Here is a 13,727-nt window from a genome sequence, read left to right as displayed (position 1 = left end):
GGTCGACCCCCCAGCCGAGACGCCCGCGCCCCCTGTCGCACCTCACCCGACCGCCGATCCGGGACCCCCGCGCCCTCGTCGTTTCGTTCTCGCTCGCGAACAAAGATGGTCCCGCACCTCGCCGTCTCGTTCTCACGCGCGAACTTCGAAGCCCTCGCCCCTCGAAAGCGCCGATCCGAACCCGGCGAGCGCCGCTCTCGGTCCGAAAGACGCGCGACGTGAGCCTCGACCTTGGAGGTCGCGCTCCTCTTCGTCTCGCGCGTCGACGCGGACGCACGAGGGCGGAGGGCTCTTTCATCGCGACCCGCATGACGAGTGAGGAGGTCCAAAGGCTCTTGCATCGCGACCCGCATGACGAGTGAGGAGGTCCAAAGCCTCATCGATCGGCGCTCGCGTCGCGATCGTCGAGGTCGCATACCTCCTCGCGCGCGGGCCGAGCGTGACGCGGAGACCCCCGCGGTTACTTTCCTTCGCGCGCGTGTTCCAAACGAAGACCCCCGCGGCCACTTTCCCCCGCGCGCGTGTTCCAAACGAAAACCCCTTCGCCCTCCTTCACCGGGGCCCACGTCACGCCCCGCGAGCCCCGCCTCCTTCCGCGCTCACGCCCAGGTCCCGCTCGACGAACGCCCTTGCCTTCCTCGTCGCGCCTCGGGCAGCATGCGCGGTGTCGCACGACCTCCCGCGCCGAGGCTCGACTCTCGAAAGGACCGCCCGCATGGATCCCGTCCTCGCGTCCCTCTTCAACTTCTACACCTTCTCGACCGGCCGCCGCCTCTTCGCCCTCTTCCAGGTGCGAAAGGCCGCCGTCGCCGCATCGCTCGTGGATATCGCCAAGCACGTGGACGCGGCGATCACGCACGACATGGAGACGCGCGCTCTGGAGGCGAAGTGGGTGGCTCGCAAGCCCACGACCTATTCGCCGGAGGCCAAGCAGATCGATATCTACGTGGACGCCGCGATCACCGCGTTCCGCGACGGCACCGATGCGCAGATCCGGGCCTCCGCGGAGGGCGATCCGCTCGCGGAGGCGGCGCAAAAGATGCTCGCGGTCCTGCTCCCGAAGGGCGCGGGCGCCGTCACGTCCCTCCCGTTCGTGGAGGAGCTGGCCGAGGTCCAGCGCATTCTGTCGCGCGTCGACGAGCCCGATTACAAGGCGCTCGTGACCGAGCTCGGCCTCACGCGACAGGTAGCGCGGCTCAAGGACCTCGAGGCGAAGTACCGCGCCGCCATCGAGGGGCCCGGGCAGTTGACGTTCGCCCAGGTGAAGGACGCGCGCACGAAGGGGCAATCCCTCATGCTTCAGGCCGTGGCCATAATCCTCGGCAAGTATCCCTCGGACAGCGAGGCGGATCGGAAGGCGCGCGGCGCGCTCCTTTCGCCCATTCTCGTTCAGAACGAGGCGATCCGGCGCTACCTACGCGACCGCAAGCCCATCGAGGACGTGAACCCGGAGACTGGCGAGATCGAGCAAACGCCGCCGGTGGAGGGCGAGTCGCAAACCCCTTGACAGCCCTTTCCCGACCCGTACGAACGCTACCGCGCGCTCGTCCGCGGCCTCGCGAACCCCGTTCCGGGTTCTGTCGCCCGCCTTGCCAGTTCGAACGCGCCCGATCGACCGCAGCGCCGCGATCACGGCATCAGTACGACGCGGCCATCGCGAAGGCGATCCCGCTCTGGACCGTGCTGCGTGTGACGATGCCGCCGAGGTCGGCCTGGATCTCGACCAGCGTCTGCGCGACGTCTCGGCGGACGCCGGTGAGGATCACCTTCGCGCCGAGGAGCTGCACCGCGCGGGCGGCCCGGACGAACGCGTCGGCCACCTGCGTGTCGACCACCGAGATGCCGGTGATGTCGAGGATGGCCGTGCGCGCGCTCCGCTCGGTGACGCCTCGGAGCAGCGTCTCCATGACCTGCTGCACGCGCTGCGCGTCGAGCACGCCGATGAGCGGCATCACCACGATCTCGTCGGTGACGGGGATGAGCGGCGTCGACAACGCGGACAGCGCCACCTCCTGCGCGTCGATCACCGCCTGCCGGCGCATCCCCTCGGCGAGGGCTTGCTCGGCGCGCTTGCGATCGGTGATGTCGCGCGCCACGACGATCACCACGTCGTCCGACATCGGCGTGATGTTGGCGCTGAAGAAGACCTCCCGATCGCCGATCGGCAAGCTGTACTCCATCGTGACGAGGGCGTTCTGCGCAAGCGACGCGCTGACGTGCGACAGGAAGAAGGCCGCCATCTCCGGCGGCATCACCTCGTCGAGCGTCCTGCCGAGGAGATCGTCGCTCGGCTTGTAGAGGAGATCCGGCCCGGTGGGCGCGATCTTCAGGTACCGCCCCTCCGCGTTCATGACGATCACCACGTCCGTCATGGCCGTGAACATGGCCCGGAGCTCCGTCTCGGCGGCGCGCACGGCGGTGAGCTCCCTCTCGGCTGCCGCAAGCCGCGCGCGTAGCCGCTCTACCTCCTCCCGCAGCGATACCTGTTCGTCCTGGCCGCACCGCTCCGACATGATTTCGTACATCTCGCAGGCGGTACACGTTGTCCAGCCCCACGCGGATCGAGCGGGTAGCGCAGGACCCATCGCGGGTCTGATGGCCCCCTCCGAGCGAGTCCCAACTCACCCAATCGAACGCAGCGCCGCGACGACCCCTCCCAGCGACGCCCGGTCATCCCGGTCGAGCGCGCTCGTCCCGCGCGACAGCGCCTCCACCAGCACCCGCAGATCCCCGTCGCGCACCGGCGGCTCGATCGACGACACCCGCTCGGCCCGCGCGACGTCGTCCAGCAAGAGGCCGAGCTCCCGCTCGTCGAGCCCGAACGCCTGCACCTGCTTCGACACCACGCCCGCCGCGCTCGCCACGGCGGCGAGGCCCTTCTGCGCTTGCAGCCCGAGCCGCGTCAGCTCCGCGCGCTCCCGCAGCGATCGATACGCCGACTCGATCACCTCGAGATCCGCCCGCGCGTGGGCCAGCGGATCCTTCGGGCGCCCGTCGTCGTCCTCGTCATCCTCGTCCGCGTCCGGGGCCGTCGGCGGGACCGTGGGCCGCCGCGTCGCGACCTCTTCGAGCTCGGCGCGCGCCTCGGCGATCGCCACGAGATACCCATCGATCCCCGCCGTCGCCGCCGCGAGCCGCGCCTCCGGATCCCCCGACGCGGCCGGATCGAGCCCCGCGATCTCCGCGGGCCGCTTGCGCACGAGCTTCTTGATCGGCATCGCGCACGCGAGCCGGAACGCCGCGGCCTCCGCCGCCGCGAGCACACGTTCCCCGAGCTCGATCCGCAACGTGAGCTCGTCCCGGAGCCGCGCGACCTCCGGCGCGAGCCGCGTCTCGCCCGTGCCGTTCACCGTCTGAAGCTTCTGCCCGAGCGCCGCGCGTGTATCCACGAGCGTCCCGAGCGCCTCGCGTAGCCTCGTGAGCGCGTCGTCCGCGGCCGAAAGCTCCGCGCGCAGATCCTCGCCGGCGAGCCGCTTCTTCGCCGTCGCTTCGAGCTTCGCCGTCTCCCGCGCCCGCGCCGCCGCGAGCGCCTTCGCTTGCACGACGCGCGCGCCTTCGCGCTTCGCGGCCGTTCGCATCGCGAGCATCGACAGCGCGAGCGCCCCTCCTCGCGAGAGCGCGCCGAGCGCCACGGCGAACGTGATCGTCCCGAGCGTGCCTCCGACGGTCGACGTCGCGATCACGAAGGCGAACGTGATCACGCCGAGGATCGTGGCGATCGCACGCAGAACACGCGCGCGGCCCGCGACGACCTCGGGCAGCACCCCGCGCGGCGCGGCGAGCCCTTCGAGCCCCTGCGCGGCCGCCGCGAACACGTACGCACTCGCCGCGAGCACGAAGAGCAGCGAGACGAACGCCACCACGCCCGCGAGCGTCGCGACGAGCTGCCCGAGAAAGGTGATCTCGATCATGCGCCTCTCCTCAGAGCGTGACCTCCGTGTCCTTCGCGCCGAGCTTCGCCTTCCGGATCGTCACACGAAACGCCTTCCCGTCCCACGCGATCGCGTGCAGCGTGACGGGCACGTCGCGCCCCGGGCTCGCCTTGCGGAAGCGCGCCAGAAACGCGAGACGCGCCTCGTCGCCAAGCGGCAGCTCCACCGCCGAGATCCCGATCGACGCCGCGTCCGAGACCTCCGTCAGCGTCGCCTCGACCGCGCCGTCTTTCCCGACGAGCCCGAGCTCCGTATCGAGATCCTCCCACGTGAGGATCGCGAGCGCGCTCGGGCCGCTGAAGAGCGACAGCTCCTTGAGCTTCCGCGACAACCCATCGGCGAGACCCGGCTCCACGGGTTTGCCCTCGCCTTCGAGGAGCCGCCCGAGATGCGCCGCGGCCCAGAGTCGCGCCCAGAGCCGCGGATCCCGCGGCCCCGGCGTCCCCTCGGCCGACGCGACCTGCCGCTCCAGACGCAGCGCCTCGTCCACGCGCCCGCTGCCCGAGGCGGCCAGCGCCAGGCGCAAGAAGCTCGGCGCGTCCGCGGCCGGCAGATCCGTGAGCGTCTTGTATTGCCGGTACGCCGCGCCGTACCAGCCGTGCCGCAGGAACACATCACCGAGCAGCCGCCGCGACTCGGCGCTCTGCGGGTCGAACTCCACGATCTCCGAGTACGTGCGGAGCGCCTCGTCCTGAAACCCCTGCGCCGCGAGCACGTCGCCGAGCGCGAGCGCGAGGTCGGGGCTCATGAAGCCGCGGTCGCGCAGACGCCTTCCTTGCGCGAGCGCGTCGTCCTTCTTGCCCGCCTCCGCGAGCAGCCGCACGACCCGCAGATCGCCCTCGGGATCCCCCGGCGCGACCAGCATCCGCTCGCGCAACTTCGCGAGCTTCGCGTCCACACCGTCGATCGCGGCGAGCTCCGCGTCCACCTGCTCCCAGGCGATCTTCTCGCCGAACAACGTGCGCCGTACGGACGCGGCGATCCTCGGATCGACCGAGCGACGCAGGATCGCCTGCGCCACGTACGCGCGCGTGTCGGGCGCCGACTCGAAGTGCGCGAGCAGCGTGGTCACGGCATCCTCGGTGCGGGCCTTGCGCTGGAGCAGGTCGAGCAGCGCTTGCTCGGCGCGCCAGTCCGGGATCTCGCACGCGCCGCGCGCGGCCTGGTACCGCGACACGAGCGTCTTGCCATCGATCTCGCCGCGCAGCCGCTTCGACCACATCACGATGCGATCCGCGAGTGGCCTCCGCGCGACGTCGCTGCACGGCGTGGGCGGCAGGATGTGACTCACACGCGGGCTCGGCGCTGCCGGGAGTTTTTTCGTCGCGTCGAACGTGGACGTCGCCGTGGGCGTCGGGGGCGGCGGCGGCGCCTCGGGCGCGTGAACCTTCTCCTTGAGCGCCGGCAGATCCCCGTTCGCCGGTCCGATCACCGCCGACCGCGTGACCGTCTTCTCCAGCGCTTCGATCCCCTCCTGCTCCGCCGCCCCGCGGAACGCCCCGCCTCCCCCGCCCGGCGCAGGCTTCGCAGGCGAGAGCGCGTTGCCGGCGACCGCGGGCTCGGGCTCCGCGGGCTCCGCGGTCGCCATCGCCGTCGCCGGGGGCGTCTCGTTCTGCTGGTCCGCCGGTTTGTCTTCGACCACCAGCGGCGCGGGCGCGGCCGCCACGCTCTCCGATGCCGGCGCCTCCTCCTTGCTGCGAAGGCTGCACCCCATCGCGACCGCGGGCGCCGGATTCAGCGCCGCATCCATCAGCGCCCGCTCCGTGCGCGCATCGAGCGCCGAAAGCCGCACGCCACGCAGCGGCGAATACCTCCGCCGGATCCCTTGCCGCGCATACGCCGCCTCGCTCTCCAGCGCGAGGATGCTCGTGAACGGCGTCATCAGCCCGTATTCGAGCCCGATCTCCACGATCTTGCCGCGCTGCTCCTCTGGATCCGTCACCTCGCCGAGCAGCCGCCGCACCTTCTCCGCCGCCCACAGCCGCGGCACGAGCGACGTGCTCGTCCCTTGCGCGAGCGTGATCGGATAACTCTTCGCAAAATCCTTCCCGCCCACGCGACCTTTCACCGTCGCCTCGGCCGGCAGCGCGTGGTGCGTCCGGGCAAACAGAAGCACCTCCTCCCCGCGCGACACCTTCCCGCTCGCCGTCAGCATCGCCTCGTCGAGCCCGGCCCCGAGATCGATCGCGAGCTCCGTGATCGTCGGCGTCTTGATCGCGCTCGCGAGCCGCAAGACCTCGCTCGTCGCCGTCTCCATCCGATCGATGCGGAAGCTCTGCCCGCCACCCTGCCGCGCAAGCTCGCGCAAGAGCCCCACGTTGCTTTGTGTCCCAACGGCCACCGTGAACAGCCGCGCCCGCGACGTGGACAAACTCCGCCGCAGCCGCTCCGACAGCCGATCGCCGCTCACCTCGCCCGACGTGGGCAAACCGTCGCCGATGTACACCACCGCCGGCTGCTCGGTCCCGTGCAGCCGCCCGAGCGCCGCGTCGAACAGCGCGCCGAGATCCGTCGCGCCGCCCGACGCGTGCTCCGCGAGCCGCGCGAGGGCCGCCGCGATCTCCTTGTCCGTCGCCTCGGCAAGCCCGTCCTTCGGCCAGAGCACCGTCGGCGCCGAATCGATCGCGATGAGCACGAACCGATCCTTCTGCGACAGCGCCCGCAGGATCGCCTCCGCCGCGGCCGCCTTCTGCTGCCGCACCGCCTCGTCCCCCGACGCCGACGTATCGACCACGACCGCCACGTCCCCCGGCGGCTCGGGCACCGTGGCCCAGTCGATGTCCGGCACGTAGCGCGCCATCACATAATCGGCCCGATCCGCGCCCGCGGCGAACCGCCCGACCGTCAGCGCGACCCGCTTTTCAGGCTGGATCGGCGCCGCTTCGAGCTGAAAGTCCGCGCGCGGAAGATACCCGCTCCGACGCATCGTCACGCGCCGCCCGCCGTCCTCGACCACCGCGTCCGCGAGGCTCGCGATCCGCATCTTCGAGCCCGCCACGCCGAGATCCACCTCGAGGGAAAACTCCCCGATCCGCGCCGGATCCTCGCCGCGCATCGGGTAGAGGTACTCGAGCTTCCCGCCCTGCGAAGGCAACACCTCGAGGTACCTGAGCACCACGCGGCGCGAGCCCGACGCCGGGATCGGGTAGATCCGCGAGCGATACGTCCGCCCGTCGATCCATTCGAGCAGCGCGGGCGAATTCCCCGTCGCCACGGCCGTCGCGTACTTCGCGGCGGCCTCCTTGCGCTCGGTCACCTCGCCCTCGACGAGCACGCCGTTCGTCTCGACCGCGAACGACGTCACGATCGCCCGCTCCGGCACGCTGAACCAGTACCAGCCCTCGAGCACGCCGCCGCCCGGATTGCCGAACGTCTGATCGACCTCCGTCTCGGCGAGCCCCTCGCGGATCACCGCCCGCACCGACTGGCGGCTGACCTCGAGCACCTTCGCCTTCTCGCCGGCAAGCCCCGGACTCACCCCGTAAATCCGCCCCGCGCCGCTGCCCGCGCCCGCGAGCGGCCGACCGTCGCCCATGCCGCCGGTCCAGTCGTCCCAGAAGAGCACCGGGCTCACCTTGGGTTTGTCATTCCCGGACGCCTGCGCCTGCTCCCCGGCGTTCACCTCCACGCGCCCGCCCGGCGCCGTCAGCACCGCGAGCCCACGCGTCACCACGACCACGACCTCGGCGCCCGCGCGCCGGATCGAAAGCCCCGCGTCCGCCGCGGCGATCGTCGCGTCCCCGGCCTTGTGCTTGAGGCCGCCGCGCTCGGACGGCGGCGCGTCGAGCCACACCTCGCCGGCCACGATCTCGGCGCCGTCCGGCTGGAGACGCACGGTCGCGTCGCCCCGCAAAAACAGGGACGATCCATCCGACAACCGCACGAGCGCCCGCGCCCCGGTCCCGGTCGCGAGCTCCGCGCCCGCGGGCAGCGGCGCGCCCGAGATCACCGTGCTCCCCTTGCCGGCCTCGACGAGCCGCACCTCGCCCGCAGCGAGCTCGAGCCGCGCGTCGACGACGCCCGGGCGCACCGGCGGCACGCGCTGCGACTTGATGAACACGACAAGGCTCGCGACGAGCACGAGCAGACCGATCGCCGCGCGCAGCGGCAGGGGGTGATTCTTCGCGAGCGCCCTGATTCGATCCAGCGAGCGGGTCATGGTCCTCCGGAGCCGACGAAGGCCGAACGGCCTGGGGGCTCGGAGCTGACACCCCGCTCGATGATCCCCCGACCGCGTCGTCCATGTTCGCGCCGTCCGCGCGGCGGCGGGAAGATTTCTCGCGTGACGCCGATTGCGACGGCGCCTTGGCGATCACACCCCCGGCTTTTTTTCGGGCGGCGGCACGGCGGAGAGGCGCCCCGTCGGCGTTCGTGTGACATCCGGCACCATCGACGACCGCCCCGGCGAGGACGGCGGGATCGTGGCGCGCCCGATCCGGGCAAACACCCGCTCCGGCGTCTCCCCGTCGGACGATTCCATACCCATCGTCTCGCGAACGAGGATCCCGATTTGGTAACAAATCGTCCCGCCGTCCCGCACGCCGCGCTTCAAAAGCGCCGGGGGCAGCGTCTTTTCGAGCACCACGATCATGGAGCGAGGCGTCACGTTCTTCGGCAAAAACCCTGCTTCCCGGAGCGCGAGCCGCAACGTCCCCCGCGCCTCCAGCCGGCTCAGCTTCGTAAGCCGCTCGAGCTCCTCGGCGACCCGCTCGAAGACCCGCGACCCCTCGCTCATGACGCAGCCCCTGCGCCGAGGCGGCGCTCGACGTATCGCACGTACGCGACCGGCGGGAAAAAGCTCAATCCGAACGCCAGCATGGCCGGTACCCCGAATGCCGCGCCGCCCACGAGGAAAACGTCGGCGAAGCGTGATTGTTGCACGTGCAGCGCGCCGCCCGCGGTCAGGCCGTCGAGCATCAGCGCCGCGCAAAGATACCCGAAGCCCCAGAGGCCGAACCGATCGGCCACGATCGGCTCCGCGAGCCCAAAACGCACGCGTTTTCGCATGAGCACCGCATACCGGAGCGCCTCCACGGCGGCCCAGCCATAACAAAGCGTCCGCAAGACCGCGCGTGGCCAGAGCGCCGAAGGCAATCCATTGGACCAGGGGACGACGTGGTTCACGACGGGCATCGCGAGCCCCACGGCCCCGAGCAAGAGCGCGAACCCCTGGGCCCAGGCTTCTTCCCGGCGGAAGACGAGCCACACGAAGCCCGCGACGACCAAAAATCCCGCATCGACCACGAGCCCGCCGATCTCCACGGCCATCGGCGCGGGCACGCCGCCTCGGGTCACCGCGCTCGTCACCTGGATCGAATACCCCACGAGTGGAAGCAACATCGACAGACCGAGCAAAAACTCGGGAGCTTTGTGCGTACGCGCCGCAAGCCCGAGCAACCTCGCCGCGACCGCCGCCACGACGAGCCCGAACACCACCAGTACCATGAGGGTGAACGGTTTCAAACCAGCTAGGAGACGCTACCACGATACGCGGCTCGACGTCGAGCCCCGCGCGCCGGGGCAGGAAAACGCCATGGGCCACGCCTTCCTGTCTCGAAAAGCGCGGCCCATGTTTTTCCTATCGGCACATTTTTAGTTGCTCTGGACGATGATCCCCCCGTACGCGGGCACCTCGAACGACGTGCCCGTGAGGCCGGAGATGAGCTCCGTCCCCGCGGCGGCCAGCGTGACCGTCTGCGGCGTCGACTTGCGGCTCAGGACGACCGTGATCGTCTCCGTGGCGTTCTGGAGCTTGTATTCGTAGACGTCAGCCGTGTTCTTCACGAGCGTGATCGTCGCGGCGAGGTCCGTGAACACCGCGTGCTGCTTGCGGATCGCGGTGATCTGCCGGTAGTGGTTCAAGAGGCTCGACGGGTCGGTATCCTGCGCGGCCCACGAGGCCGGCTCCTGCTCCGACATGAACTTCACGAACGGATAATCCGGGTTCGGCGCGACCGTGATGCCGAGGCCCGGGAACGGCAGCGCGTCCTTGTTCGCCTCGTTCGTGGCCGCCACGTCGATGTTCCAGCCCGTCGTCTTGTCGCCGACGAACACGTTCGTCTCGAACCAGCTCATCGGCTCGCGGATGAACTCGTCGCGGTCCCACTCCTCGTTCCCGACGTACTTGTCGCGCTTGCCCTTCTTGCCGAATTCCTCGCCGTAATAGATGACCGGCATGCCGGGCAGCGTGAGCACGACCGTCGCGGCCTGCTTCAGCTTCGCGTCGAGCGCCGCGCCCGCGCCCTCGAACTGCGTCGCCGGCCGCTCGAGGTCGTGGTTCGACAGGAACCGTTGCAGGTAATGGTGCGGGCTGCCGCCATTGCCGCCAGCTGCGAGGTCCGCCTGGACCTTTTTCACGTACCCCACGAAATCGACCGCGTCGCCCGTCTGCCCGTTCACGAAATTGCCGACGATGCTGCGGAACGGGAAGTCGAACTGCGAATCCATGTCGCTGCCGTACGGCAGCATCTTTCCGTACTGCGCCGGATCGTCCCAGCGATTCTCACCCGTCAGAAGCACCGCGGCCGAGCCCGCGGGCCGCACGACGTCTTTCTTGACGAAATAGTTGAATTCCTTCCACCACACGTGCGTGCCGTGCTTGTCGAGCGAGATGTTCGCGTTGTCGTCGAACTGGTCGATGTGCTTCGACGCGTCGAGCCGGTACCCGTCCGCCCCGAGGTGGATCCAGTGCTCCGAGATCTTCTTCATCTCGGCGCGCACCTCGGGGTTGCGGTAATTGAGCTCCGGCATCGGGCCGCCGAAGATCTGGTGGTAGCACTGGTAATTCTTGCATGCCCACATCACGGCCGAGCCGTCCCACGGGTGCCCGTCCGCCAGCATGTTCGAATACTGATCGGACCAGACGAACCAGTCGTGGTACTTGTCGTATTCGGCGTGCTTCGGATCCGAGCCCGCGATGAACCAGGGGTTCACGTCGGCCACGTGATTCTGCACGAGATCGAGGATGATCTTGATCCCCGCGTCGTGCGCCGCCTGCGTGAGATCGGTGAAATCCTTCATCGTACCGACCGACGGATCGATGTCGTAGAAATCCGTCGTATCGTAGCCGTGGTAGCTCTTCGCCTTGAACACCGGCGTCATCCAGATCGCTTCGACGCCGAGGCTCCCCAGGTACGGCAGCGCCTTGCGCAGACCGACGAGATCCCCGATGCCGTCCCGCTTCGTGTCGTCGATGCCGCTCTCCGTCTCGGAATCGGCCACCGCCTTCGTCGCGCCGCCGTCCGCGAACGTGCGCACGATGAGCTGGTACATGATCCCCTTGCTGCCCCACGACGCAAAGGAGGCCGCGTCCGTGATCGTCGAATAGGAGATCGGCGTCAGATCGAGCACGTCCGACGTGTCCTCGAGCTTCTGCCCATTCGCGTCGAGCGCCGTCGAGATCTTGTAATACACGGCCTGGCCCGGCGTCAGCCCCGTGATCACGAGGCCATTCTTGTTGATGTCGTCCGCGGCCGTCCACGTCGCCTTCTTGTCGAGCGTCCCCGCGGCCGCGCCGTACTCGACCGTACCCGTCGAGCCCTTCGCCACGCGGAACATCATCCGCACGCTGCCATTGCCGAGGTCGATGAAATCCTTCGGCCGCGAGATCTCGTACGCCGGCCCTCCCGCCGCCGGCGGCGTCGTGGAGACCGCCTGGCCCTGCGTGATCCAGCACTCGGCGATGTTCGGATCCTGCGCGTTCTTCGTGAGGTCGGTGAAACGAACCCCCGTCTCGACGTCCTTCTTGCAATTGCCGTTCGAGCATTGCACGGGAATGAGCCCGAGCCAGGCGTCGTCCGCCTCGCCGGTCACGGTCACCCGCACGTCGGTGTACACGCCGAACTCGTCGGTCCCGTCGAACACCTGCGGCGATCCCCACGCCGGCGACGTCGAGCCCGCGCCCCAGAAATGCACGCCCCATGACTTCGGATCACCGCCGTCCTGCAGCCGGTAGTGGATCCGCACGAAGCTCTCTTGCATGCTCCCGCCCGCGCCGCCCGTGCCGCCGCCCGCGCCGCCGTTGCTCGTATTCGTGCTGAGCCCCGATCCGCCCGTGCCGCCGGTGTTGAGATCCTCGCCTTCGCACCCCGCAGCAATCGCGAGGAGGCAAGCGAACGAACCGAGGACCGAATAACCAAGAAATCGTCTCATCGTGATCTCCCGTTCTGTCGAAGCCGTCCCGGACCCGCGAATACACCTTCGCACCGCATTCACGGACGGTCGCTCATGATGCGATCCACGACCTGGATGTCAAGCGAGGAATCGGACGCTCGTGTTATGGCGAATTCCTGCGCGAACCGCGCCGACTTCGGGTCACCGCCAATACCACGCCGATCGTACCGAAGAGCCCCGCGCCCGCGCCGAGCCCGAAGCCGAGCAAGAATCGCTTTCCCCCGCCCCCGTCCGGGCGCGGCTTCGATACGATCCCGGCAGCAGGCACGGAATCGCGCAACATCGCTGAAAGATAGACCTTCCCCCGCACCACCTCGGACGACGGCGCGGCCGGCCGCACGCTCACGAGGTCCGCGCTCGGCGGCCCGCCCCAGATGTCGAAATCGGGGCTCGGGCACGTCACCGGGCCCTGCCAGCGATGGCGAAGAACGTAGCGCCCCTGAAATGTGCTGACCTCCGCGGGCACCGACGCCTGCCCCTCGCCGCCGCGCCCGCCCTGGATCGGCGGCGCGCCCCGCAAAACGAGGTCCTCCCCGAGCGCCTCCTTGCGATAACGCGCATGAAGCCGCGTATGCACGACCATCCCCGACGGCGCGCCCAGCAATCGCTTTTCCTCGGGCGAAAGCATGGGCCCCGGACACGGATCACACGACCCCGCGTCCCACGCGTATTCGGTCACGAACGCACCGGGATTCTTGTCGAGCGTCGCGTCGAAGAGCGACGCATAGAACTCGCCGAAGCGCGCGCGGGCCGACCCGTCGACCTCCACGTTCGTCGGAATCGTGAAATTCGGGTGATTCGCGGCCTCGTATCTGTCCTCCGCGAGCACGTGCACCACGACGTCCTGCGTGCCCGCTGAGCTCAGGAGCCCGACGCGCAAGGGCAGCCGCACCGTCTCTTCGTCGTATTCGAACTGGATGGGCGGAAGCACGACGCGGCCGTTCCGCATTTCGTCCTTCCGGGGATCGATGGACACCACGAAGAATTTCCACCCGGCCTCCTTGTACGAGCGCAGCACGGGCGCGACGTTCTCCGGGATGTGATGCCCCCATCGCGGGATCCAAGACTCCAGCTCGGAGGCCTCGACGACCTCGACATAGGAGCCGCGCCATTGCGCGTCGATCTGAACCCGGGAGGTCTCCTGGCCGCGCGGCCGCGTGGAGCCCTCGTCCGGCAGCGCGCTCGGGCTGCCCTCCTTGTCGCGGGCCGCGATCGAGGCGATGTCCGCGTAGGTGCAGGGATCCTGCTGCCAGGATTCGACGAGCCGCGGCGCGCTGATCACGTCGAGCCGCTCGAAGACGTCCTTCGGGAGCCACTTCACCGTGTCGGGCTTGAACGTGGCCGGCACGGGCACGATCATCGCGACGTTGCGCATGTCGGCCGACTCGATGTAGTCCATTTGCATCGAGACGACGGTGCGCGTCCCGCGCCGCGCGATCACCAAGGTCGTCGCGCTGTTCGTGATCGGCGCGTCCTCCTCCCTCCGGGAGTCGTTGTAGAAGTAGTAGCCCGAGAATGCTTCGGCCGACGCGGCCGCCGCCGTCAAGATGGCCCACGCGAAGACGCCCGCCGCGCGCATGCCGTGCAGGGTATCGACGGCCGCGGCGCGTTGTCACGGTTTTT

General features: G+C 69.4%; 8 protein-coding genes. 1 reads left to right on the top strand and 7 read right to left on the bottom strand.

Features of this window, described 5'->3' with window-relative positions; translation table 11 throughout:
* The first annotated feature begins 715 nt into the window (after nt 1-715).
* Nucleotides 716-1,507: a DUF6261 family protein gene (locus tag KEG57_RS39380; RefSeq protein WP_272459462.1), complete on the top strand. Its 792-nt coding sequence runs from the start codon at nt 716-718 to the stop codon at nt 1,505-1,507.
* Between the two features lie 130 nt (nt 1,508-1,637).
* Here the strand turns inward: KEG57_RS39380 and KEG57_RS39375 are convergent, their stop codons facing one another.
* The 7 genes from KEG57_RS39375 to KEG57_RS39345 all read right to left on the bottom strand — a co-directional run bounded on the left by KEG57_RS39375 (nt 1,638) and on the right by KEG57_RS39345 (nt 13,683).
* Nucleotides 1,638-2,525 carry a PAS domain-containing protein gene (locus KEG57_RS39375; protein ID WP_272459461.1) on the bottom strand — a complete coding sequence of 296 codons (888 nt, stop codon included), beginning with the start codon at nt 2,523-2,525 and terminating at the stop codon, nt 1,638-1,640.
* 96 nt (nt 2,526-2,621) lie between these two features.
* Nucleotides 2,622-3,911, bottom strand: coding sequence for a hypothetical protein (locus KEG57_RS39370; RefSeq protein WP_272459460.1), 1,290 nt, complete (start codon nt 3,909-3,911; stop codon nt 2,622-2,624).
* 10 nt (nt 3,912-3,921) lie between these two features.
* Nucleotides 3,922-8,091: a VIT domain-containing protein gene (locus KEG57_RS39365; RefSeq protein ID WP_272425783.1), complete on the bottom strand. Its 4,170-nt coding sequence runs from the start codon at nt 8,089-8,091 to the stop codon at nt 3,922-3,924.
* Between the two features lie 153 nt (nt 8,092-8,244).
* Nucleotides 8,245-8,667 carry a hypothetical protein gene (locus tag KEG57_RS39360; protein WP_272425782.1) on the bottom strand — a complete coding sequence of 141 codons (423 nt, stop codon included), beginning with the start codon at nt 8,665-8,667 and terminating at the stop codon, nt 8,245-8,247.
* The gene (locus tag KEG57_RS39355; RefSeq protein WP_272425781.1) at nt 8,664-9,377 is read right to left on the bottom strand and encodes a hypothetical protein; all 714 of its coding nucleotides are present in this window, start codon (nt 9,375-9,377) and stop codon (nt 8,664-8,666) included. Before KEG57_RS39355 ends, KEG57_RS39360 begins: the two co-directional genes overlap by 4 nt.
* A 147-nt stretch (nt 9,378-9,524) precedes the next feature.
* The gene (locus tag KEG57_RS39350) at nt 9,525-12,083 is read right to left on the bottom strand and encodes an alpha-amylase family glycosyl hydrolase (RefSeq protein ID WP_272459459.1); all 2,559 of its coding nucleotides are present in this window, start codon (nt 12,081-12,083) and stop codon (nt 9,525-9,527) included.
* A gap of 124 nt (nt 12,084-12,207) precedes the next feature.
* Nucleotides 12,208-13,683, bottom strand: coding sequence for a DUF2330 domain-containing protein (locus KEG57_RS39345; protein WP_272459458.1), 1,476 nt, complete (start codon nt 13,681-13,683; stop codon nt 12,208-12,210).
* Nucleotides 13,684-13,727 lie beyond the last annotated feature (44 nt).

The organism is Polyangium jinanense (genome assembly GCF_028435365.1).
The sequence above is the reverse complement of the archived record's forward strand: the minus strand, read 5'-3'. Positions and strand labels throughout refer to the sequence as shown.